Annotated in this window: 17 protein-coding genes; 3 read left to right on the forward strand and 14 right to left on the reverse strand. The window is 63.7% G+C overall.

Annotated features, from left to right (window positions below):
• Positions 1-3 precede the first annotated feature (3 nt).
• Positions 4-891, reverse strand: coding sequence for a LysR family transcriptional regulator (locus tag PSEMO_RS05540; protein WP_075802138.1), 888 nt, complete (start codon positions 889-891; stop codon positions 4-6).
• A 121-nt stretch (positions 892-1,012) separates the two neighbouring features.
• Here PSEMO_RS05540 and PSEMO_RS05545 point away from each other — a divergent pair, with 121 nt between their 5' ends.
• Positions 1,013-2,278 carry an MFS transporter gene (locus PSEMO_RS05545; RefSeq protein WP_075802139.1) on the forward strand — a complete coding sequence of 422 codons (1,266 nt, stop codon included), beginning with the start codon at positions 1,013-1,015 and terminating at the stop codon, positions 2,276-2,278.
• A 126-nt stretch (positions 2,279-2,404) separates the two neighbouring features.
• On the opposite strand, the gene PSEMO_RS05550 is transcribed toward PSEMO_RS05545, so the two are convergent.
• Positions 2,405-2,758 carry a NirD/YgiW/YdeI family stress tolerance protein gene (locus tag PSEMO_RS05550; protein WP_075802140.1) on the reverse strand — a complete coding sequence of 118 codons (354 nt, stop codon included), beginning with the start codon at positions 2,756-2,758 and terminating at the stop codon, positions 2,405-2,407.
• A gap of 139 nt (positions 2,759-2,897) precedes the next feature.
• Here PSEMO_RS05550 and PSEMO_RS05555 point away from each other — a divergent pair, with 139 nt between their 5' ends.
• Positions 2,898-3,707, forward strand: coding sequence for a hypothetical protein (locus tag PSEMO_RS05555; RefSeq protein WP_075802141.1), 810 nt, complete (start codon positions 2,898-2,900; stop codon positions 3,705-3,707).
• Between the two features lie 107 nt (positions 3,708-3,814).
• Here the strand turns inward: PSEMO_RS05555 and hemE are convergent, their stop codons facing one another.
• From hemE to pilM, 10 genes are all read right to left on the reverse strand, one after another.
• Complete coding sequence (gene hemE, locus PSEMO_RS05560; RefSeq protein WP_075802142.1) at positions 3,815-4,879, reverse strand: uroporphyrinogen decarboxylase; 1,065 nt, start codon at positions 4,877-4,879, stop codon at positions 3,815-3,817.
• Between the two features lie 118 nt (positions 4,880-4,997).
• Positions 4,998-6,416 (reverse strand): FAD-dependent oxidoreductase, encoded by a 1,419-nt coding sequence (locus tag PSEMO_RS05565; protein ID WP_075802143.1) that lies wholly within the window; start codon positions 6,414-6,416, stop codon positions 4,998-5,000.
• A gap of 121 nt (positions 6,417-6,537) precedes the next feature.
• Positions 6,538-10,983, reverse strand: coding sequence for a glutamate synthase large subunit (gene gltB / locus PSEMO_RS05570; protein ID WP_075802144.1), 4,446 nt, complete (start codon positions 10,981-10,983; stop codon positions 6,538-6,540).
• A gap of 370 nt (positions 10,984-11,353) precedes the next feature.
• Positions 11,354-12,991: an SPOR domain-containing protein gene (locus tag PSEMO_RS05580; protein WP_075802145.1), complete on the reverse strand. Its 1,638-nt coding sequence runs from the start codon at positions 12,989-12,991 to the stop codon at positions 11,354-11,356.
• A gap of 16 nt (positions 12,992-13,007) precedes the next feature.
• Positions 13,008-14,105, reverse strand: coding sequence for a 3-dehydroquinate synthase (gene aroB, locus PSEMO_RS05585; RefSeq protein ID WP_075802146.1), 1,098 nt, complete (start codon positions 14,103-14,105; stop codon positions 13,008-13,010).
• Positions 14,106-14,205: 100 nt separating this feature from the next.
• Complete coding sequence (gene aroK / locus PSEMO_RS05590) at positions 14,206-14,724, reverse strand: shikimate kinase AroK (RefSeq protein ID WP_075802147.1); 519 nt, start codon at positions 14,722-14,724, stop codon at positions 14,206-14,208.
• A gap of 4 nt (positions 14,725-14,728) precedes the next feature.
• A complete protein-coding gene (locus PSEMO_RS05595) occupies positions 14,729-15,979 on the reverse strand; it encodes a type IV pilus secretin PilQ (RefSeq protein ID WP_144443546.1) in 1,251 nt (416 codons plus the stop codon).
• A gap of 49 nt (positions 15,980-16,028) precedes the next feature.
• Positions 16,029-16,895 (reverse strand): type 4a pilus biogenesis protein PilO, encoded by an 867-nt coding sequence (gene pilO / locus PSEMO_RS05600; RefSeq protein ID WP_075802148.1) that lies wholly within the window; start codon positions 16,893-16,895, stop codon positions 16,029-16,031.
• The gene (locus tag PSEMO_RS05605) at positions 16,892-17,422 is read right to left on the reverse strand and encodes a PilN domain-containing protein (protein ID WP_075802149.1); all 531 of its coding nucleotides are present in this window, start codon (positions 17,420-17,422) and stop codon (positions 16,892-16,894) included. The genes pilO and PSEMO_RS05605 overlap by 4 nt, the downstream gene beginning before the upstream one ends.
• Positions 17,422-18,330 carry a type IV pilus biogenesis protein PilM gene (gene pilM / locus PSEMO_RS05610; RefSeq protein ID WP_075802150.1) on the reverse strand — a complete coding sequence of 303 codons (909 nt, stop codon included), beginning with the start codon at positions 18,328-18,330 and terminating at the stop codon, positions 17,422-17,424. Before pilM ends, PSEMO_RS05605 begins: the two co-directional genes overlap by 1 nt.
• Before the next feature lie 190 nt (positions 18,331-18,520).
• Between pilM and PSEMO_RS05615 the strand changes: the two genes are divergently transcribed.
• On the forward strand, positions 18,521-20,950 hold the full coding sequence (locus PSEMO_RS05615) for a penicillin-binding protein 1A (RefSeq protein ID WP_372239099.1): 2,430 nt from the start codon (positions 18,521-18,523) through the stop codon (positions 20,948-20,950).
• Between the two features lie 191 nt (positions 20,951-21,141).
• On the opposite strand, the gene PSEMO_RS05620 is transcribed toward PSEMO_RS05615, so the two are convergent.
• Both PSEMO_RS05620 and rpmE read right to left on the reverse strand, forming a co-directional pair.
• Entirely contained in the window at positions 21,142-22,410 is a 1,269-nt protein-coding gene (locus PSEMO_RS05620) for a malic enzyme-like NAD(P)-binding protein (protein ID WP_075802152.1), read from the reverse strand.
• A gap of 391 nt (positions 22,411-22,801) precedes the next feature.
• On the reverse strand, positions 22,802-23,017 hold the full coding sequence (gene rpmE / locus PSEMO_RS05625) for a 50S ribosomal protein L31 (RefSeq protein WP_075802153.1): 216 nt from the start codon (positions 23,015-23,017) through the stop codon (positions 22,802-22,804).
• Positions 23,018-23,026 lie beyond the last annotated feature (9 nt).

The raw sequence follows: 23,026 nt of genomic DNA on the forward strand, positions 1-23,026 counted from the left end.
CGCTCAGCCCTTGCGCGTGAGCAGCTCGACGAAGGCGCCCGCCATCGCCGAGCCCTGCTCGCGCCGCTGCACCAGCCACACCGCCGTCACCGCATCGGCATCCAGCAGCGTGCGATAGGCCACTCCGTCGATCCGCATGCGCTGGAACGACGCCGGCAGCACCGACACCCCCAATCCCGCCGACACCAGACCGATAATGGTCATCACCTCCGCCGCCTCCTGGGCGAAATGCGGGGTGAACCCGGCTTGCCGCGCCAGGCTCAGCAACTGCGCATGCAGGCCGCTGCCGTAGCTGCGCGGGAAGAACACGAAGGGCTCGTTGGCCAGCGCCTTGAGTTCCAGGCCCTTTTCCGACCCCTCGACCAGCGGGTGATCGGCGTTCAGCACCGCCACCAGCGGCTCGCGGAACAGCTCGGTGGCCACCAGCGATTCCGGTAACGCCAGCGGCCGCATCAGGCCGACCTCGATGCTTTCATCCAGCAATGCATCGGCCACGTCACGGCTGCTCATTTCCTTGAGGTTCAGGTGCACCGCCGGGAAGCGCTGGCGGAAACTGTAGATGGCCTTGGGAATGCTCGAGTTGAACGGCGCCGAGGAGGTGAAGCCGATCTTCATCTCGCCCAGTTCGCCCAGTTGTGCGCGGCGGGCGACATCGGCGGCCTTGTCGACCTGGGCCAGGACCTGGCGCGCCTCTTCGAGGAACAGCCGTCCGGCTTCGCTGAGTGCCACCCGTCGGTTGGTCCGCTCGAACAGGCGCGCGCCCAGCTCCTGCTCCAGGGCCTGGATCTGCTGGCTCAGCGGCGGCTGGGAGATGCCCAGGGCCTGCGTGGCCCGGCCGAAATGCAGCTCTTCGGCGACAGCGATGAAGTACCGCAGGTGGCGCAATTCCATGGACGCTCCAATAGGTCGCAAAACCTCTTAAACAGGTCGAACAATATATTGGAAATGATCATTAGCCAGCTATATGCTTTTTTCAGTCGCCCCTACAGGCCGCACCCCGCCGAGGCTCCCCGTGAAAACTGCTGTAGCGCCCCACGCCCACGACCTTCCCCCTGAACCGGTGGCCGACGTCGCCGCCGCCCTGACAGAAACCTGGATCGAAAAAGGCACCCCGGCCTTCATGCGCACGGTGCTGGCCCTGTTCTGCGGCGGTTTCGCCACTTTCGCCCTGCTCTACTGCGTGCAGCCGATGATGCCGCTGCTGTCCCGGGACTTTTCCATCAATGCGGCGCAGAGCAGCCTGGTGCTTTCGGTATCCACTGGTCTGCTGGCATTTGGCTTGCTGATCACCGGACCGATCTCCGACCGCATCGGGCGCAAGCCGGTGATGGTTTTCGCCTTGTTCTGCGCGGCCTTGAGCACCCTCGCCAGTGCCCTGATGCCGACCTGGGAAGGCGTGCTGGCGATGCGCGCGCTGGTGGGCCTGTCGCTTAGCGGGCTGGCCGCGGTGGCCATGACGTATCTGAGTGAAGAGATTCATCCACAGCACATCGGCCTGGCGATGGGGCTGTATATCGGTGGCAATGCCATTGGCGGGATGAGCGGGCGGCTGATTGCCGGGGTGTTGATCGACTTCGTCAGCTGGCACACGGCGATGCTGGTGATCGGTGGCCTGGCCCTGCTCGCCGCGGCGCTGTTCTGGAAGGTGCTGCCGGAGTCGCGCAACTTCCGTGCGCGCTCGATGAACCCGCGCAGCTTGCTGGACGGTTTTGTCCTGCACTTCCGTGATGCCGGGCTGCCATGGCTGTTCCTTGAAGCCTTCCTGCTGATGGGCGCGTTCGTCACCCTGTTCAACTACATCGGCTACCGCTTGCTGGCCGAGCCGTATCACATGAGCCAGGCGCTGGTCGGGCTACTGTCGATCGTTTATCTGTCGGGCATCTACAGCTCGGCGCAGATCGGCGCGCTGGCCGACAAGCTCGGTCGGCGCCGGGTGTTCTGGGGCACCATCCTGCTGATGTTCAGCGGCATGTTGCTGACGTTGTTCAGTGCGGTACCGCTGATCATCGTCGGCATGCTGGTGTTCACCTTCGGCTTCTTCGGCGCGCACTCGGTGGCCAGCAGCTGGATCGGGCGCCGGGCGTTGAAGGCCAAGGGGCAGGCTTCTTCGCTGTACCTGTTCAGTTACTACGCGGGGTCAAGCGTGGCGGGGACCGCGGGCGGGGTGGCGTGGCATTACGCGGGGTGGAACGGGATCGGGGTGTTTATCGGGAGTTTGCTGGTGGTGGCGTTGGGGGTTGCGTTGTACCTCAGCAAACTGCCACCAAAAGTGGCGTAGACACAGAACCCTGTGGGAGCTGGCTTGCCAGCGATTTGGCCCGGCCTGACAACCTCTTTGTCATTGCCGACCTCATCGCTGGCAAGCCAGCTCCCACAGGTGGTGTGCAAGCCTTGAGGGTGGGGATCAGTTCACGATCTCGACGATATCCACATCCACTTCCCGCGACATCAGGTGCTTCTCCACCTCACCGGTCAGTTTGACCCTGGTCTTGTCGTTGAACGCCACCGGCGGCAGGTCTTCGTTGTCGATCTCGACGGTGATGGTGCCGGTGTTGTCCTTGAACTCGTACTTGTCGTCGTTGTTGACCTTCTTGATCACGTAGCCGGTCAGTACCACCGGGGTGTCGTCAGCGGCATCGTTGGCTGCGGCCACGGTAGTGACGCTCTGCGCGCCCGGGCCGGTGTAGCCGGTGCCGGCCGCCAGGGCGGCGGTGCTGAACAGAGGGGCGAGGATAAGGGCGAGATAGCGGGTTTTCATGGTGCTGATTCCTTGGCAGGTTTTGATGGAATCAGAGTACCGGGGCAGGCTGAATTGAAGCTTAAACCTGGTATTTCTGTCAGTTGTGCCTGAATCGAAGCGCATGGCTTGATGATTTCTCCTTCACGAGGACATCGACATGCTCACACACGCCCTGCGCTATTTCTGCGTGCTGGTCGCGCTGTTCCTGCTTATCTCCTGCACCATCAGCCCCGATGACCCAGGGCGCAGCGTGGTCCTGCGCCTGCAGCAGCGCTTCGACGATACCCGGCCGGAGTGCGCCGATGGCAGCGCGGCGATCAACTGCAACGGCGTCATCATCCGCGCCATCCGTGATTCGTCCAACCCGGCGTTCTGGAACCCCAGTCCGGAGAATGTCGAGCGCAAGGGCGTGTCCTTTTCCTATCTCCGTAAGGATGTGGGCAATGAACGACTGGCGGGCGATGCCGGGTTGATCATGGCCCCGCTTGGGGAACCGAGCGGGCAGCCGCTCACGGTGAGGTGCGTATTTCCGCTGAATGCGGCGACTGACAGTCGTATCGAAAGTTGTGGCACGGAGCAGTTTCCGCTGCCTTGCCATCTCAGTGGGGTAGTGGATATTCCGAGCTGGCAGGCGCACTTTGCCGAGTACACAGGAACCAAAGCCTGCTACTTCGAGCCCACGGCGCGGTGGTTCCAGTTCAGTATCGACGTGCGCCAGCACTTCCCGCATCCAGTGCATCGTACCCTGTGGAATGAGGTGGTGATTGCACCGTGGCCGGAGAACATCCCCGACAAACTGCCTTTGGAGGCGCTGTATTACAGCGGCGAAGGCCTGGAAAGGGCAAGGCAGATGCAGGACAGCTTCATGGCCGCGACCGGGAAATTCATTCCCATCGTCAGGATCGATCTGACCAGGACGCCGGTGTTCTATTACGAGCCGAAGGATCAAAGGGTGCAGCCAAACTAACTGGCGACGCCTAAACCTGTGGGAGCTGGCTTGCCAGCGATTACGATGGTGGGCTCACTACCACAATCGCTGGCAAGCCAGCTCCCACAGGGGACCGGGTTGCCCTGTCAGCCGTGATACTGGGCTGAAAGCTCATGCACCGCGTTGATGAACACGCCTGCGTGTTCCGGATCGACTTCCGGGGTAATGCCGTGGCCCAGGTTGAACACATGGCCGCTGCCCTTGCCGTAGCTGGCGAGGATGCGCGCGACTTCGGCACGGATGGCTTCAGGCTTGGCGTAGAGCACGGTCGGGTCCATGTTGCCCTGCAGGGCGACCTTGTCACCGACACGGCGACGGGCATCACCGATCTCGCAGGTCCAGTCCAGGCCCAGCGCATCGGCACCGGCTTCGGCGATGCTTTCCAGCCACAGGCCGCCGTTCTTGGTGAAGAGGATCACCGGCACCTTGCGCCCTTCGTGCTCGCGGATCAGGCCGCTGACGATCTTGCGCATGTAGGCCAGGGAGAACTCCTGGTACGCCGCCGCCGAGAGGTTGCCGCCCCAGGTGTCGAAGATCTGCACGGCTTGCGCGCCAGCGAGGATCTGCCCGTTGAGGTAGCTGGTAACCGACTGCGCCAGCTTGTCCAGCAACAGGTGCATGGCCTGCGGGTTGTCGTAGAGCATGGCCTTGGTCTTGCGGAAGTCTTTCGACGAGCCGCCTTCGACCATGTAGGTGGCCAGGGTCCAGGGGCTGCCGGAGAAGCCGATCAGCGGTACACGGCCATTCAGTTCGCGACGGATGGTGCTGACCGCGTCCATGACGTAACCGAGGTCCTTCTGCGGATCAGGGATCGGCAGTGCCTCGATGTCGGCCAGGGTGCTGACCACTTTCTTGAAGCGCGGGCCTTCGCCAGTCTCGAAGTACAAGCCCTGGCCCATGGCGTCGGGGATGGTGAGGATGTCGGAGAAGAGGATCGCGGCGTCCAGCGGGTAGCGGTCCAGCGGCTGCAGGGTCACTTCGCAGGCAAATTGCGGGTTCATGCACAGGCTCATGAAATCCCCGGCCTTGGCGCGGCTGGCGCGGTACTCCGGGAGATAACGGCCGGCCTGGCGCATCATCCACACCGGGGTGACGTCTACAGGTTGCTTGAGCAGCGCACGGAGGAAACGATCATTCTTCAAGGCAGTCATGTCGGCATCCGGAAAAAAAGTGCGGGCATTTTCTCAGACGGGCAAAGAAAAGGCACGGTACTAACCGTGCCTTTTCTCTATCGGGTGCCGTGGGTCAATAGTTTTCTCTGTTGAGAAATCAGACGCCCAGGTAGTCCAGGATCCCTTCCGCCGCGTTGCGGCCTTCGAAGATCGCGGTCACCACCAGGTCGGAACCGCGGACCATGTCGCCACCGGCGAAGATCTTCGGGTTGCTGGTCTGGTGCTTGAACTTGCCTTGCTCCGGGGCGACGACGCGGCCCTGGCTGTCCGTCTGGATAGCGAACTGCTCGAACCATGGCGCCGGGCTCGGACGGAAACCGAAGGCGATGACCACGGCATCGGCCGGGATGATCTCTTCGGAGCCCGGGATCGGCTCGGGGCTGCGACGGCCACGGGCATCCGGTTCGCCGAGACGGGTCTCGACCACCTTCACCCCTTCGACCTTATCTTCACCGATGATGGCGATCGGCTGGCGGTTGTAGAGGAACTTCACGCCCTCTTCCTTGGCGTTCTTCACCTCTTTGCGCGAGCCCGGCATGTTCGCCTCGTCACGACGGTAGGCGCAGGTCACGGCCTTGGCGCCCTGGCGGATCGAGGTGCGGTTGCAGTCCATCGCGGTGTCGCCACCGCCCAGCACCACGACCTTCTTGCCCTTCATGTCGACGAAGTCTTCCGGCGACTTTTCGAAGCCCAGGTTGCGGTTGACGTTGGCGATCAGGAAGTCCAGGGCGTCGTGCACGCCTGGCAGGTCTTCACCGGGGAAACCGCCCTTCATGTAGGTGTAGGTGCCCATGCCCATGAATACGGCATCGTATTCGGCGAGCAGTTGCTCCATGGTCACGTCCTTGCCCACCTCGGTGTTGAGGCGGAACTCGATGCCCATGCCGCTGAAGACTTCGCGACGATTGCTCAGCACGGTCTTTTCCAGCTTGAACTCGGGGATGCCGAAGGTCAGCAGGCCACCGATTTCCGGGTTCTTGTCGAACACCACCGGGGTCACGCCACCGCGCACCAGGACGTCGGCACAGCCAAGGCCGGCAGGGCCGGCGCCGATGATGGCGACGCGCTTGCCGGTCGGCTTGACCTTGGACATGTCCGGACGCCAGCCCATGGCGAAGGCGGTGTCGGTGATGTACTTCTCCACCGAACCGATGGTCACGGCGCCGAAGCCGTCGTTCAGGGTGCAGGCGCCTTCGCAGAGGCGGTCCTGCGGGCATACGCGGCCGCAGACTTCCGGCAGGGTGTTGGTCTGGTGCGACAGCTCTGCTGCCGCGAGGATGTTGCCTTCGGAGACCAGCTTCAGCCAGTTGGGGATGAAGTTGTGGACCGGGCACTTCCATTCGCAGTACGGGTTGCCGCAACCCAGGCAACGGTGGGCCTGCTCGGCCGATTGCTGGGGCTTGAAGGGCTCGTAGATTTCCACGAACTCTTTCTTGCGCTGGCGCAGCAGCTTCTTCTTCGGATCCTTGCGCCCGACTTCGATGAACTGGAAGTCATTACTCAGACGTTCAGCCATTTTTCAAAACCTCTATACAGCAGCTGCAAGCTATAAGCTGCAAGCCGCAAGTCGATCACTAATGCCCGGCAAACCTCGTACTGCTTCACTTGCAGCTTGAGGCTTGCCACTTGCAGCTGCTTTATTGCGGGTTGGCCCGGGTGCTGGAGAGCAGGTTCTTCAGGTTCGCCGCCTTCGGCTTGACCAGCCAGAAGCGACGAACGTAGTCGTCCAGGTTTTCCCAGAGCTCGCGGCCCCATGCACTACCGGTTTCTTCGACGTACTCGGTCAGCACGCGGTGCAGATGGCTGCGGTAAGCCTCCATCGCCTCGCCGGTGATCCGCTGGATTTCCACCAGTTCATGGTTCAGCTTGTCGACAAAGCTGTTGTCCATGTCCAGCACGTAGGCGAAACCGCCGGTCATGCCAGAGCCGAAGTTGTAGCCGGTCTTGCCCAGGACGCAGACAAAACCACCGGTCATGTATTCGCAGCAGTGATCGCCAGTGCCTTCGACGATGGCGTGGGCACCGGAGTTGCGCACCGCGAAACGCTCGCCCGCGGTACCGGCGGCGAACAGCTTGCCGCCAGTGGCGCCGTACAGGCAGGTGTTACCGACAATGGCGCTGTCCTGGGTGGCAAACGGGCTGCCGGCTGGCGGCACGATGGTCAGCTTGCCACCGGTCATGCCCTTGCCGACGTAGTCGTTGGCGTCGCCTTCCAGGTGCATGTTCAGACCACCGGCGTTCCACACGCCGAAGCTCTGGCCAGCAGTGCCCTTGAAGCGGAAGGTGATCGGCGCCTTGGCCATGCCCTGGTTGCCGTGCAGGCGGGCGATTTCCCCGGAGATCCGTGCGCCGATGGAACGGTCGCAGTTGCAGATATCCAGCTCGAACTCGCCGCCGCTCTGGTCGCGAATGGCTGGCAGCGCCATCTCGACCATCTTCTCGGCCAGGGTGCCCTTGTCGAAGGGCGGGTTGCGGTCGACCTCGCAGAACTGCGGTTTGTCGGCCGGCACGTGGGCGCTGCCCAGCAGCGGGCTGAGGTCGAGGTGTTTCTGCTTCTCGGTTTCACCCGGGAGCATTTCCAGCAGGTCGGTACGCCCGATCAGCTCACCGAGGCTGCGCACGCCCAGCCTGGCCAGCCACTCACGGGTTTCCTCGGCGATATAGGTGAAGAAGTTCACCACCATTTCGACGGTACCGATGTAGTGGTCCTTGCGCAGCTTGTCGTTCTGGGTGGCTACGCCGGTGGCGCAGTTGTTCAGGTGGCAGATGCGCAGGTATTTGCAGCCCAGGGCGATCATCGGCGCGGTGCCGAAGCCGAAGCTTTCGGCGCCGAGGATGGCCGCCTTGATCACGTCGAGGCCGGTTTTCAGGCCACCGTCGGTCTGTACCCGGACCTTGCCGCGCAGGTCGTTGCCGCGCAGGGTCTGGTGGGTCTCGGCCAGGCCCAGTTCCCACGGGGCGCCGGCGTACTTGATCGAGGTCAGCGGCGAAGCACCGGTACCGCCGTCATAACCGGAGATGGTGATGAGGTCGGCATAGGCCTTGGCCACACCGGCGGCGATGGTGCCGACCCCGGCTTCCGCCACCAGCTTGACCGAAACCAGCGCCTGCGGGTTGACCTGCTTGAGGTCGAAGATCAGCTGCGAGAGGTCTTCGATCGAGTAGATGTCGTGGTGCGGCGGAGGCGAGATCAGGGTCACGCCCGGCACGGCATAGCGCAGCTTGGCGATCAGGCCGTTGACCTTGCCGCCTGGCAGCTGGCCGCCTTCGCCCGGCTTGGCACCCTGGGCCACCTTGATCTGCAGCACTTCGGCGTTGACCAGGTACTCGGGGGTGACGCCGAAACGCCCGGTGGCGACCTGCTTGATTTTCGAACTGCGGATAGTGCCGTAGCGCGATGGATCTTCGCCGCCCTCACCGGAGTTGGAGCGCGCGCCCAGGCGGTTCATCGCCTCGGCCAGGGCTTCGTGGGCTTCCGGCGAGAGTGCGCCGAGGGAGATACCGGCGGAGTCGAAGCGCTGCAGGATGGCTTCCAGCGGTTCGATCTCGCTGAGGTCCAGGGCCTGGTCGGCGGTCTTGACCTTGAGCAGGTCGCGGATCATCGACACCGGACGGTTGTCCACCAGCGCGGTGTATTCCTTGAACTTGGCGTAGTCGCCCTGCTGCACGGCAGCTTGCAGGGTGTTGACCACGTCAGGGTTGTAGGCGTGGTATTCGCCACCGTGGACGAACTTCAGCAGGCCGCCCTGCTGGATCGGCTTGCGCGCGCTCCAGGCTTCGGCAGCGAGCAGTTTCTGCTCGTTCTCGATGTCGACGAAGCGTGCGCCTTTCAGGCGGCTCGGAACGCCACGGAAGCTCAGGTTGACCACTTCCTCGGACAGGCCGACCGCTTCGAACAGTTGCGCGCCGCGGTACGAGCCAATGGTGGAGATGCCCATCTTCGACAGGATCTTCAGCAGGCCCTTGGAGATGCCCTTGCGGTAGTACTTGAAAACTTCGTCCAGGTCGCCCAGTACTTCGCCGGTGCGGATCAGGTCGGCCAGCACTTCATAGGCCAGGTACGGGTAGACGGCGGACGCACCGAAACCGAGCAGCACGGCGAAGTGATGCGGGTCACGGGCGGTCGCGGTTTCCACGAGGATGTTGCTGTCGCAGCGCAGGCCCTTTTCGGTCAGGCGGTGGTGTACCGCGCCGACGGCCAGGGAGGCGTGGGCCGGCAGCTTGCCCGGAGCGATATGACGGTCGCTCAGCACCAGCTGGGTCTTGCCCGCGCGCACGGCTTCCTCGGCCTGGTCGGCGATGCTCAGCACCGCGGCTTCCAGACCCAGGCTTTCGTCGTAGTTGAGGTCGATCACGTGACGCTCGAAGCCTTCGCGCTCGAGGTTCATCAGCGAACGCCACTTGGCTGGCGAGATCACCGGCGAGCTGAGGATCACCCGGGAAGCGTGCTCCGGGGATTCCTGGAAGATGTTGCGCTCGGCACCGAGGCAGATCTCCAGCGACATGACGATGGCTTCGCGCAGCGGGTCGATCGGCGGGTTGGTCACCTGGGCGAACTGCTGGCGGAAGTAGTCGTAGGTCGAACGCACGCGCTGCGACAGGATCGCCATCGGCGTGTCGTCGCCCATCGAGCCGACCGCTTCCTGGCCCTGCTCGCCGAGCGGACGCAGGACCTGGTCACGCTCTTCGAAGGTGACCTGGAACATCTTCATGTATTGCTTGAGCTGGTCGGCGTCGTAGCTGGCCACGCCCTGGTCGTCGCTGAGGTCGGCCTGGATGCGCAGGGCATTCTGGCGCAGCCAGCGCTTGTACGGGTGGCGCGACTTCAGGCGATCGTCGATGGCATTGGTATCGAGGATCTGCCCGGTCTCGGTGTCCACCGCGAAGATCTGCCCCGGGCCGACACGGCCCTTGGCGATCACGTCTTCCGGCTTGTAGTTCCACACGCCGATTTCCGAGGCCAGGGTGATGTAGCCATTCTTGGTGGTGACCCAGCGCGCCGGGCGCAGGCCGTTGCGGTCGAGCAGGCAGACCGCGTGGCGACCTTCGGTCATCACCACGCCGGCCGGGCCGTCCCACGGCTCCATGTGCATGGAGTTGTATTCGTAGAAGGCGCGCAGGTCGGCGTCCATGGTTTCGACGTTCTGCCACGCTGGCGGGATGATCATCCGCACGCCGCGGAACAGGTCGATGCCGCCGGTGACCATGAGTTCGAGCATGTTGTCCATCGAGGACGAGTCGGAACCCACGCGGTTGACCAGCGGGCCGAGCTCTTCCAGGTCCGGGATCAGTTCGTTGGCGAACTTGGTGCGACGGGCCTGGGCCCAGTTGCGGTTACCGGTGATGGTGTTGATCTCGCCGTTGTGGGCGAGGAAGCGGAACGGCTGCGCCAGCGGCCATTTCGGCAGGGTGTTGGTGGAGAAGCGCTGGTGGAACACGCAGATCGCGGTCTGCAGGCGCTCGTCACCCAGGTCCGGATAGAAGGCGGCGAGGTCCGCCGGCATCATCAGGCCCTTATAGATGATGGTCTTGTGCGAGAAGCTGCAGATGTAGTGGTCGCTGTCTTCGGCGTTGGCCACCGAGGAGCGACGACGGGCGCTGAACAGCTTGATGGCGAATTCCTGATCGCTCAGGCCTTCACCGCCGATGAACACCTGCTCGATCTGCGGCAGGCGCTCCAGGGCCAGGCGGCCGAGGACGCTGGTGTCGATCGGCACCTGGCGCCAGCCGACCAGTTGCAGGCCGGCGGCGAGGATTTCGCGATTCATGTTTTCGCGAGCGGCTTCGGCCTTGGCGGCGTTCTGGTTGAAGAACACCATGCCCACGGCGTACTGCTTGGGCAATTCAGTGCCGAAGGTCTCCTGGGCGATGGCGCGCAGGAACTGGTCGGGCTTCTGCATCAGCAGGCCGCAACCGTCACCGGTCTTGCCGTCGGCGTTGATCCCACCGCGGTGGGTCATGCAGGTCAGGGCTTCGATAGCCGTTTGCAAAAGGTGGTGGCTGGGTTCGCCCGTCATGTGGGCGATCAGACCGAATCCACAGTTGTCCTTGAATTCTTCGGGATGGTACAGACCTGTTTTCATAGACACTTTCTCACCAGGTTCGCCTCTCACAAAGGCAAATCTTTTTAATTCAACCACTTACCATCCACGCCGAACGGACGTCAGCTTTGCGGGGGGCAATACGGGTGCCATTGTTGCACGGCGACAGTGAATCCCACAAATTTGATGACGAATCATCGAAAATCCATGTCGCATTTTTGAATGTTTTTAAGCGAGCGCCGTGGTAACGGCTTGGCTTGAGTCTGAAGCGTTTCAGCCTGGACTGCAAGAAGGGCTTGTGGCCGGCAGTCTGGGACAGAAAAGCCTGCCGTGCATATGCACAGCAGGCTGCCTGTGGAATCAGAGGTTGATCAGGCGGCGGGGGTAGGTGCCGCCCGGATCAGGCTATTAATTAGCGCGTCGCAGCGAGCTCTTGTTGGACGCTTGCGACAGTGCGAGGCCAAGGTTTACCAGCCTGGACCTTGGCTGGCAAGGCTTTGATGGCATTCAGTGCTGCATCACGGCTGGAGAAGCTGCCATAGGTGATGACATACAGCGGCTTGCCCTGCAGGTTTTTCTTGAAGTAGCGATAGTCGCCACCCTGGGCTTTCACGTAGGCCTGGGCGGTGGCTTCCGAACTGGTGCCGAGGATCTGCACTACGTAGTTGCCCGGGGCCTGGGAACCGTACCAGCCACTGCCAGCGCCGCCGGCTGCCGGTTTGGCTGCCGGTTTTTCCGCTGGCTTGACTGCCGGAGCGGCAGGTTTGGCGACAGCGACCTCGGCAGGCTTCGCGGCAGGTGCAACCGGCTTGGTCGAAGACGGCACAGCGGTTTGATGACTCGGTGCAACCGGCTGGGCGGAAGCGAGGGTCTGCGACTGGACTGGCTGGGCCGGCGTCGGTGCAGGACCTGCGACAGCGCCCTCGGGCGGCGCGATGGTGGTCACGGTTGGCGGCTGCAGCGCGGTATTGCCGGCCGGACCACCTTCTTCACCCTCGTTCATGCCGGTGGATTCCGCCAGCGGACCGCGCATCACCGGCTGGGACTGACCCACCAGTGGCAGCGGCATCGGCTGCGACGAGCCGGCGAATTCGATCGCCGGGCCGCCATTGTTGTTCGGTTGGGCGTTGCTTGGCTGGCCCTGGCCCAGCGGCAGTTGCGCCTGCTCGGCAGGTGCGCTGGTCTTGGGCTGGTCGCCTTTCTTCGGCATCAGCACGGCAGCGCCGACGGCGACGAGTACCACGGCAGACAGTGCCAGCACATGTTTCTTCGGCATAGTGAACCCCACTGATGGTCGCTTCGCCGTCGAGCGGCTGGCGATCATGGCTTCGATCAAGGTATCGCGGGCGACCTGGTTGATGTTCCCGGGCCAGCCTTCGGAGTTTTGCTGGATATCGGCGATCTGCTCGGCCGTGAACACCTCGATGCCGCGACCTGCGCCTTCCAGACGCTGCTCCAGGTATTCCCGGGTCTCGTCTTCGCTGTAGGGCTGCAACTCGATGACATGGAAGCGCTCCTCTTCGATCTCCAGCGCATCCAGGCTGGTGATCAGCGAAGGCTCGCCGAACAGGAACACGTGGGGACGACCCTCAGCGGTGCCCGCCGCCAGTTCCAGCAACGCTTGGAGCGCCGATTCGCCAAGTTGTTCCGCATCGTCCACCAGCAAGTAGACTTCCTGGCCGGTCAGGCCAAGCTGCACGACCTGGGACAGGATCGGCTGGACCTCGGCCGTGGCCACGTTCAACGACTGCGCCACCTGGGCCAGCACGCTCGCCGCATCGCTGGCGCCACGAGCGGAAATCACCACGCTCTGCACCGACTGCTTGTTGGTGCTGGCGACCAGGGCCTGGCGCAGCAGGGTCTTGCCGCTGCCCTGCGGGCCGGTCACCACCAGCAACAGCTGGCTGTAGCGGGCGAGGTGGTGCAGTTGCCCCAGTACCGGCTTGCGCTGGGCGGGGAAGAACTTGAACCCCGGAACGCGCGCGGCGAAGGGGTCGTGGTTCAGCTGGTAGTGGCCGAGAAAGGCCTCGTCGGCATGCAAACTAGTCATCGGGCTCTCATCGACCTCAAAGCTGGGCCACGATGGCAGGGTAGTCCGCTGCCAGCGTGGCCTGAAGAATCTCTTGCGGGTAGTCATCCGTGACCACGGCCTCGCCCAGCTTGCTCAGCAGGACCAGGCGCAGACGACCATCGAGTACTTTCTTGTCCACCGACATGTGCTGCATGAACTGCGCCGGGGTCATGTCCTGTGGTGGCACCACCGGCAGGCCGGCACGCTGCATCAGGCGAATGCCGCGGTCGCGGTCCTGCTGGCTGATCCAGCCCAGGCGCATGGACATTTCCAGGGCCATGACCGTACCGGCCGCCACCGCTTCGCCGTGAAGCCACACACCATAGCCCATCTGGGTTTCGATCGCGTGGCCGAAGGTGTGGCCAAGGTTCAGCGTAGCGCGCACCCCGGACTCGCGTTCGTCAGCGCCGACCACGGCAGCCTTGGCCGCGCAGGAGCGACGGATGGCTTCGGTCAGCGCTGCGCCATCGAGGTTGCGCAGGGCATCGACGTTGTCTTCCAGCCAGCCGAGGAACGGCTCGTCGCAGATCAGGCCGTACTTGATCACTTCAGCCAGGCCCGCGGACAGCTCGCGCGGCGGCAGGGTGCGCAGGCTGGCGGTATCGATCAGCACCGCGTTGGGCTGATAGAAGGCGCCGACCATGTTCTTGCCCAGCGGGTGGTTGATGCCGGTCTTGCCGCCCACCGAGGAATCGACCTGGGACAGCAGGGTGGTCGGCACCTGGATGAAGTCGACACCGCGCTGGTAGCAAGCGGCGGCAAAGCCGGCCATATCGCCGATTACCCCGCCGCCGAGGGCGACGACCGTGGTACGGCGATCATGCCGTGCAGTGAGCAGGGCATCGAAGATCAGTTGCAGGGTTTCCCAGTTCTTGTGGGACTCGCCGTCCGGCAGGACCACCGGCAGCACCTTGTAGGCCCCCAGGGTCTGGCTGAGGCGCTCCAGATACAGCGGCGCGACGGTCTCGTTGGAAACGATGGCGACCTGCCGGCCGGCAATATGCGGCGCCAGCAGTTCAGGTTGGTCCAGCAGCCCTTCACCGATGTAGATCGGGTAGCTGCGTTCGCCCAGGTCGACCTTAAGTGTCTGCATGTATCCCCACAAAGAACGAAGACGCGGACTGGAAGTCCCGGTCCGCGTGATAACAAAGTGCCCTGTCAGAGCATGACTGGTCGCCGAGGATAATCATGCGTCAGCGGGGCGGCAACTTCTGCAAGCGTTCGAGAATATCCAGCACCACCATGCGTGGTGGCCGTTCGTCGGTTTCCACCACCAGGTCGGCGATCTCCCGGTACAGCGGATCACGCAGCGCCAGCAGGTTGCGCAGGGTTTCCTCGGGATTGGCAGTGCGCAGCAAGGGGCGATTGCGGTCACGGGCGGTACGCCCGACCTGCTGTTCCACCGAAGCATGCAGGTAGATGACGCGGCCGCCATCATGCAGCGCCTTGCGGTTGGCATCGCGCATCACCGCGCCACCACCGGTGGCCAGGACCACGCCGTCGGCCGCGCACAGCTCGGCGATCATGGCCTGCTCGCGATCGCGAAAGCCCGGCTCGCCTTCCTTGTCGAAGATCCACGGGATATTGGCACCCGTGCGCAATTCAATTTCCTTGTCGGAATCCTTGAAAGGCAGGCGCAGTTCTTTGGCAAGCAGGCGGCCGATGGTGCTTTTGCCAGCACCCATCGGCCCAACAAGTATCAAATTTCGCACAGAATCAATGACTCACAGCAATCGCCTGGTCATTCATGATACGCGGAGTCAGGAAGACCAACAGCTCGGATTTTCTTTCTTGGACGGTGGAGCGACGAAACAGCCGCCCAACATACGGCACATCGCCGAAAAATGGCACCTTATCCACCACATTGTTTTTGCTGGTGGAGTAAACGCCGCCAATCACGATGGTCTGACCGTCGCCCACGCGAACCCGGGCGTTGACCTCGTTCTTGCGGATCGGCGGTACGGTGCCCTGGAGGTTGAGGTAGTCCGGCTCGTCCTTGGTCACCTTGACCTGCATGCTCACCTCGCCACCGGGCATGATCTGCGGAGTGACCTCCAGCGACAGCGAGGCCTCGCGGAAGGTGATGGATGTGGTGCCGTTGGCCCCCGACTCCTGGTACGGCACCTCGGAGCCCTTGAGGGTCCGCGCGGTTTCCTTGTCGGCGGTGAGCACCTTGGGCTGGGAGATGATCTCGCCGTTGCCGGACTTCTCCATGGCACTCAGTTCCAGGTCGAGCAGGCCGCTGTCGCCGATCAGGCCGAAACCGATTCCTGACGTTGCACGCTCGATCCCCAGGTCGACGAAGGTCAATGAGCCCGCCTCGCCAATCCCCGGAATGACGCGGCCACCCGCAGAACCGCCCCAACGCACGCCCAGGCCATGCTCGTAATCGACATTGGCCTCGACGATACGAGCCTCGATCAGCACTTGGCGTACCGGCACGTCCAGTTGCCCGAGCAAGCGGCGCAAGGTGTCGAGACGCTGCGGTTGCTGGCTGGTGATCAGGGTATTGGTGCGCTCGTCGACGCTGATCGGGCCCCAGGGGTCCTCCTCCGGACCAGCGTCGAGCAGTGGCACGAGCAAGCTGGCAAGGTCCGCGGCCCGGGCATGGCTGACCTGCAGCAGTGCCTGCTCCCTGGGCCCGTAGGCCGGGCGCCCGGTGTTCTCCAGCTCCCCGAGCGGCGCCACCAGCAGGACATTACCCTCCAGGCGCTTGCCCAGCCCCTTGCTGCGCAACACCGTATCCAGCGCCTGATCCCAGGGCACCTCGTGCAAGCGCAGGGTGATATTGCCGCTCACCTCGTCGCTGACCACCAGGTTGACCCCGACGAAGTCCGCCAGCACCTGCAACACGGCGCGGACCTCGACATCCTGGAAGTTCAGCGACAGTGGCTTGCCGGGGTCGGCCATGGCCACGGGTGATAACAGCATCAGGTACAACAGCCATGATCTGAACGTCCTGTTCATATTCTTCCTCCAATCAAACACCATGACGCTCCTACAGAGCCAAGCGCCATCAGCTTTTGGAAAGCATCAGCACCCGCGCTATCCCCGTCGCGACGCCCTGCAGCTCCACCTGCCCCTCCTCTATTGCCACCACCTGCCCGCTGCCGATGCGGTCGCCTTCGCGCAGCAGATAAACCTCCGCCCCAAGACGAACCAGCGCCGCCTGCCCCTTCGGGTCCCGCAGATAACCCACCATCCGCGCCTGATCCAGGGACACTTCAGCCACGTTCGAGGCAAACGGCTCGAACGGGTTGTGCACCTGCGAAGAGGGCGCCACGGCCGTTACCGCAACCGCACCCGACTGAAGCGCCCGGTAAGCCTGCAGCCGCAACCCCAAGCGCAGTACCCCGGGCGAGGCCTCGTCCGTCGCGACCAGGTGCAACTCATGCAAGGTCACCAGCTTTTCCAAGCCACCCAGCCCCGCGAGAAAGCGCTTCAAGGCCCGGTACTCACCCGCCACCTGCACCTTGATCGGCAGCTCCACATGATGCTGCCGCGATTCAGGCTCCAGCACCGAGACCTGCTCGAACGACAATCCCGCCCCCAACTGACCAAGACTCTGCAACAGGCTCGCCAGTCCATCCTCGTCGAACAGCTCGCCCTGCCGGCGCAGCAGATCGGCCTCCAGCCGTGCGAGATGCGCCTGGTGAACCGCCTGCGAATCCACCTGGGCCGAACGCTCCTGCCATTGCCGTTGCAGTTCGTCATGCCGGCCCTCCTCCACGGCGATCGAACCAAGCACCTCGCGACAGTGCAAGCCGAAGACCAGCCCCGGCACCAGCAAAAAGCACGCGCCCAGCAGCATGACCTTCGCCCACCAGGGCCAGCGCAGCAGCGCACGCCAGTCCAGGGCCGCATCGAGCAGCGCAAGGCTCATGACGACTCCAGGCTGACCAGAAGCCGAAAGCGCTCGCCCGTCGGAGAAGAAACCAGTTCCTGCAGATCCGCCGCCCCCAGGCCAGGTGACTGCCCGAGGTTGCGCAGCAACTGTGCGACATCACTGCCGCTGCGAGCCAGACCGGACAAGCGCAACTCGCCTTCGCTCAGTTGCAGCTCGCTCAGGCGAGCGCCCGGCGGGACGATGTCCATCAAGCGAAAAAGCAGGTCACCACCAACGCCTTGCTGCCGCACCATCCCCTGCAGCTCCGTCCATTGCGCCTGCAGGACCTCGCCCCGCTCACGAAGCAGAGCAACCTGCGCAAGCCCCTCGCTCAGCCCGGCAATGCGCTCACTCAGCCGGGCATTAGCCTCCAGCTGGCGCTCCAGGCGCTGACTGACCAATGCAACCCCCAGCAGCGACAGCAGTGTCCCCGCCAGCAGACTGGCGAGCAGCAGCCCCTGCCAGCGGCGGATCGCCCGCTGCCGACGCCATTCCCGCCACGGCAGCAGGTTGATCCCGGCCATCAGTTGTAGCCCCGCAGGGCCAGGCCATAGGCGACCCCCAGCAACGGTGCGGCCTGCTCCAGCACATCGTCATCACGCTGCGGCAACAGCAGCCCCGCCAATGGATCGAAGGTCCGGGTGGTAATCCCCAGATGCCACTGCAACTGTTCGGCAAGCCCTTCCCAACCCGCTTGCGCACCCGCCAGCCAGAGCCGGTCCGGCATCGCGCCGGGCTCGCGCAACAGGCACAGGTCGACGAACTCCACCAGGCTTTCCAGGCGCGGCTCCATCGGCACACGACGCTCACTGAAGAGCAGCCCGCCATCCACGCGGAAACCATGAAACACCCAGGCATCCGCTTCCAGCAGCAGCACCGCCGACACCCCCGGCGCCTGGCGAGCCAGCACCCGCTGCCAGGCATGGCTGTCGATATCGACGATCCGTGCCCGCAGCCCCGCCAGGTCCATGACCCGCTCCAGGCTGTCCAGCCACTCCTGGCGACAGGCGGTGAAGGCCACGTTGAGCATCCCTGGCGTGCCGGGCACCACCCGGTAATCCAGCGCCGCCTCCTCCACCGAGAAGGGAATGAACTGCTCGGCCTCGTCGCGCAACCGCTCGTCGATTTCCTCGTCGTCCAGCCCCGATGGCATGGCCACCGCATGCTGGATGACCGCCGCAGAAGGCACTGCCAGCACCGCCTCGCGGACGCTGGTGCCGCTGCGTTGCCGGGCCCGGCCGATCGCCTCGGCCACCACCTCGTGGGCCACCACCCGGCCGTCCGCCAGGGCACCCGGCGGCAGCGGCTCGATCCCCCAGCCGCGCAAGGCCAGCCCGCGCGGGCGGCGCTCCAGTTGCAGCAATCTGACGGCGCCAGAGGCAATTTCTACCCCCAGCAGTGAACCGCTATCCCGAACTGTGCGTCCAAACATCCTGTTTTCCTCGTTCGATCCCTGAAAAAAGGCAGCAAGCCGCCGTCCTGGCGAGGGTGGCAACAGCGCCACCTTGACACCCGGTGCAAATCACGCGTGGAAGTGAAAATTGCTTATAATGCGCAGCGTTTTCCGGCCCGCCGGGCCCTGCGCTCAATCCAAAACTCCAACTGGACACCCCAAAGCCTTGATACGCCTGCTGAAGTTCTTCTGGTGGTCTTTCGTCGCAGTCATTTGCGCAGCCGTCCTCGGGCTGAGCGGCGCGTTTCTGTATCTTAGTCCCAGCCTCCCGTCGGTCGAGGCGCTGCGAAGCATCCAGTTGCAGATACCCCTGAGGGTCTACAGCAGTGACGGCAAGCTGATCGCCGAGTTCGGCGAAATGCGGCGGTCTCCAATCCGTTTTGCGGATATTCCCCCACACTTCATTCAGGCATTGCTGTCAGCCGAGGACGACAATTTCCTCAATCACTACGGCGTCGACCCGAGCAGCCTGATGCGCGCGGCCACTCAACTGCTCAAGTCCGGGCATATCCAGACCGGCGGCAGCACCATCACCATGCAGGTGGCGAAGAACTTCTTCCTGACCAGCGAGCGCAGCTTCTCGCGCAAGACCAACGAGATCCTCCTCGCCTTGCAGATCGAGCGCGAACTGACCAAGGACGAGATCCTCGAGCTGTACGTCAACAAGATCTACCTGGGTAACCGCGCCTACGGCATCGAAGCGGCGGCGCAGGTGTACTACGGCAAGTCGATCCGCGACATCAGCCTGGCGCAGATGGCCATGATCGCCGGCCTGCCCAAGGCGCCGTCGCGCTTCAACCCGCTGGCCAACCCGGCCCGGGCCAAGGAGCGTCGCGACTGGATCCTCGGGCGCATGTACAAGCTGGGCAAGATCGACGAGGCCAGCTACCAGGCCGCCCTCGCCGAGCCGCTGAACGCCAGCTACCACGTGCCGACGCCGGAAGTGAATGCGCCGTACATCGCCGAGATGGCCCGCGCCGAGATGGTCGGCCGCTATGGCAGCGATGCCTACACCGAAGGCTTCCGCGTGACCACGACGGTGCCGAGCAACCTGCAGGAAATGGCCAACAAGGCCGTCCTCGACGGCCTTACCGAATACGACCAGCGCCACGGCTACCGCGGCCCTGAATCGCGCCTGCCGGGCAAGACCCGCGCCGCCTGGGCGCAGGAACTGGCCAAGCAGCGCACCCTCGGCGGCCTCGAGCCGGCGATCGTCACCCAGGTCGAGAAAACCGGCCTGCGCGTGCTGACCCGCAACGGTGAAGAGGCCACCGTGGCCTGGGACACCATGAAGTGGGCGCGTCCGTTCCTCAACACCAACAGCCAGGGCCGCGCGCCGCAACAGGCCGGTGATGTGGCCCAGGTCGGCGACCTGATCCGCGTTCGTCGCAAGGATGACGGCAGCCTGGCCTTCAGCCAGGTACCGGGCGCCCAAAGCGCACTGGTCACCCTGGACCCGAACAACGGCGCGATCCGCGCCCTGGTCGGTGGCTTCTCCTTCGAGCAGAGCAACTACAACCGCGCCACCCAGGCCAAGCGCCAGCCGGGCTCGAGCTTCAAGCCGTTCGTCTACAGCGCGGCGCTGGATAACGGCTACACCGCCGCCAGCCTGGTCAACGATGCACCGATCGTGTTCGTCGACGAGTACCTGGACAAGGTCTGGCGGCCGAAGAACGACACCAACACCTTCCTCGGCCCGATCCGCATGCGCGAGGCGCTGTACAAGTCGCGCAACCTGGTGTCGATCCGCCTGCTGCAGAGCATGGGCGTGGACAGCACCATCGACTACATCGCCAGGTTTGGCTTCAACAAGCAGGACCTGCCACGCAACCTGTCCCTGGCCCTGGGCACCGCGACCCTGACGCCGATGGAGATCGCCACCGGCTGGAGCGCCTTTGCCAACGGCGGCTACAAGATCAGCCCGTACCTGATCGAGCGTATCGAGAGCCGTAACGGCGAGACCCTGTTCACCGCCAACCCGGCGCGTACGCCGTCGGGTCACGAGGACCAGGGCGGGATCGCCGCGCCGCAGGTGCAGCCGATCACTACCGATACCCAGCAGACGGCCCCGGCCATGCCACAGGCGCCGGTGATTGCCGAGCAGATCATCGACGGCCGCACCAGCTACATCCTCACCAGCATGCTGGAGGACGTGATCAAGCGCGGTACCGGGCGCCGGGCCATGGCCCTGGGCCGCAACGACCTGGCAGGCAAGACCGGCACCACCAACGAGTCCAAGGACGCCTGGTTCTCCGGCTACAACGCCGACTACGTGACCACCGTCTGGACCGGCTTCGACCAGCCGGAGACCCTGGGCCGCCGTGAGTACGGCGGTACCGTGTCGCTGCCGACCTGGATGAACTTCATGGGCCAGGCCCTGAAGGACAAGCCGGAGCACCGCCTGCCGGAGCCGGAAGGCATCCTCAGCCTGCGCGTCGACCCGGTCAGTGGCCGTGCGGCGACGCCAAGCACGCCGAATGCTTACTTCGAGCTGTTCAAGGCCGAGGACACGCCGCCGTCGGTGAACGAGATGGGCAATGGTGCCGCGCCTGGCAGTCCGCTGCCGGCGGATGAGGCGGCGCCGATGGATCTGTTCTGATCCTGAGCCTTGCACCGGTGTTGCCGGCCTCATCGCCGGCAACGCCGGCTCCCACAGGGTTAGCGGTGCATGCGGCCCCTGTGGGAGCTGGCTTGCCAGCGATAGGGCCCTGAAGAACGACACAAATCCCCAGCCCAATAAAAAAGCCCCGGCTCTCACGAGCCGGGGCTTTTTGTTGTTACTTCAGCGGATCAACCGTTGAACACTTCGTCCACGCTGTTCAGCGGGTAGTGCTTCGGATACGGCAGGGTCGCTACGCCGGATTCGATGGCGGCCTTGGCCACGGCATCGGAAACGACGTTCAGCAGGCGTGGGTCCAGTGGCTTCGGAATGATGTAGCCACGGCCGAATTCCAGGGCCTGGACGTTGTACGCGTCGCAGACTTCCTTCGGCACTGGCAGCTTGGCCAGGTCCTTCAGGGCGTTGGCGGCAGCGATCTTCATCTCTTCGTTGATGCGCTTGGCGCGAACGTCCAGGGCACCACGGAAGATGAACGGGAAGCCAAGAACGTTGTTGACCTGGTTCGGGTAGTCGGAACGACCGGTAGCCATGATCACGTCGTCGCGGGTAGCGTGCGCCAGTTCCGGGGAGATTTCCGGATCCGGGTTGGAGCAGGCGAAGACGATCGGGTTGGCCGCCATCGACTTCAGGCCTTCAGCGCTCAGCAGGTTCGGGCCGGACAGACCGACGAACACGTCAGCGCCTTCCAGGGCATCGGCCAGGGTGCGCTTGTCGGTCGCGTGGGCGAAGACCGCCTTGTACTGGTTCAGGTCGTCACGGCCAGCGTGGATCACGCCGGTACGGTCGATCATGAAGATGTTTTCAACCTTGGCACCCATGCTCACCAGCAGTTTCATGCAGGAGATGGCGGCGGCGCCGGCGCCCAGGCAGACGATCTTGGCGTCGCCGAGGGTTTTGCCAGCGATTTCCAGGGCGTTGATCATGCCGGCAGCGGTCACGATCGCGGTGCCGTGCTGGTCATCGTGGAATACCGGGATGTCGCACTGTTCGATCAGGGCGCGCTCGATCTCGAAGCACTCAGGTGCCTTGATGTCTTCCAGGTTGATGCCACCGAAGGTGATGGAGATGCGCTTGACGGTGTCGATGAAGGCTTGCGGGCTTTCCGAGTCGACTTCGATGTCGAACACGTCGATGCCGGCGAAACGCTTGAACAGAACACCCTTGCCTTCCATGACCGGCTTCGAAGCCAGTGGGCCGAGGTTACCCAGACCAAGAATGGCGGTACCGTCGGAGATCACCGCGACCAGGTTGCCCTTGCCGGTGTATTGGTATGCCAGCTCAGGATCGCGGCCGATTTCACGCACGGGTTCGGCGACGCCAGGGCTGTAGGCCAGCGCCAGGTCGCGTGCGGTTGCGGTCGGTTTGGTGAGCTCGACGCTCAGTTTCCCCGGACGAGGCTGAGCATGATATTCGAGAGCGGCAGTTTTCAGATCTGACATGGTGGGCATTCCGCTTGTTTACTGTTCTGACGGACCGCCGAGGATACGCAAAGAGCAATGGGCCGACAAGACTGGCCGGTCACTTGTGTCAAGGCCTTTAACCTACGACTTTCAGCCAAGACCCGCGTAGTTCAAGGCTTTCAGTGTGTACAATCGGCATGAAAAAATGTTCACAATTTCTCAGCGATTGACCTTCTCCAGCATGCTCGCGTCGATCAGGACCGGCAACCAGCGTTGGTCGCCTGGTTTTGGGGCGGATCTGCGGGAACGATCCAGCACCGGGCCACGGCCGGCGGACGCCGACGAGCGGTAGCCGGCAAATCGCGCCCATAAAAAAAGCGCCCGCGAAGGGGCGCTTTCTTCAGCAACGTGGGTGACCCCACGCGCAGTCTTACTTCTTGGCGCCGAACATGCCGAAGCGGTCTGCGAACTTCTGTACGCGGCCGCCGGTGTCCAGGACTTTCTGCTTGCCGGTGTAGAACGGGTGGCACTCAGAGCAAACGTCGATCGGCAGTGGCTTGGCCAGAGTCGAACGGGTTTCGAATTTGTTGCCGCAGCTGCAAGTCACTGCAACCACTTCGTAAGTCGGATGAATATCTGCTTTCATGGTGCTTTC

The sequence above is a fragment of the Pseudomonas putida genome (assembly GCF_001941965.1).
GTDB lineage: Bacteria > Pseudomonadota > Gammaproteobacteria > Pseudomonadales > Pseudomonadaceae > Aquipseudomonas > Aquipseudomonas putida_L.

Coding starts and splice junctions, on each gene's coding strand:
- PSEMO_RS05540 (WP_075802138.1), bottom strand. CDS start 891: ATGGAATTGCGCCACCTGCGGTACTTCATCGCTGTCGCCGAAGAGCTG.
- PSEMO_RS05550 (WP_075802140.1), bottom strand. CDS start 2,758: ATGAAAACCCGCTATCTCGCCCTTATCCTCGCCCCTCTGTTCAGCACC.
- PSEMO_RS05555 (WP_075802141.1), top strand. CDS start 2,898: ATGCTCACACACGCCCTGCGCTATTTCTGCGTGCTGGTCGCGCTGTTC.
- hemE (WP_075802142.1), bottom strand. CDS start 4,879: ATGACTGCCTTGAAGAATGATCGTTTCCTCCGTGCGCTGCTCAAGCAA.
- PSEMO_RS05565 (WP_075802143.1), bottom strand. CDS start 6,416: ATGGCTGAACGTCTGAGTAATGACTTCCAGTTCATCGAAGTCGGGCGC.
- gltB (WP_075802144.1), bottom strand. CDS start 10,983: ATGAAAACAGGTCTGTACCATCCCGAAGAATTCAAGGACAACTGTGGA.
- PSEMO_RS05580 (WP_075802145.1), bottom strand. CDS start 12,991: ATGACTAGTTTGCATGCCGACGAGGCCTTTCTCGGCCACTACCAGCTG.
- aroB (WP_075802146.1), bottom strand. CDS start 14,105: ATGCAGACACTTAAGGTCGACCTGGGCGAACGCAGCTACCCGATCTAC.
- PSEMO_RS05595 (WP_144443546.1), bottom strand. CDS start 15,979: ATGAACAGGACGTTCAGATCATGGCTGTTGTACCTGATGCTGTTATCA.
- pilO (WP_075802148.1), bottom strand. CDS start 16,895: ATGAGCCTTGCGCTGCTCGATGCGGCCCTGGACTGGCGTGCGCTGCTG.
- PSEMO_RS05605 (WP_075802149.1), bottom strand. CDS start 17,422: ATGGCCGGGATCAACCTGCTGCCGTGGCGGGAATGGCGTCGGCAGCGG.
- pilM (WP_075802150.1), bottom strand. CDS start 18,330: ATGTTTGGACGCACAGTTCGGGATAGCGGTTCACTGCTGGGGGTAGAA.
- PSEMO_RS05620 (WP_075802152.1), bottom strand. CDS start 22,410: ATGTCAGATCTGAAAACTGCCGCTCTCGAATATCATGCTCAGCCTCGT.
- rpmE (WP_075802153.1), bottom strand. CDS start 23,017: ATGAAAGCAGATATTCATCCGACTTACGAAGTGGTTGCAGTGACTTGC.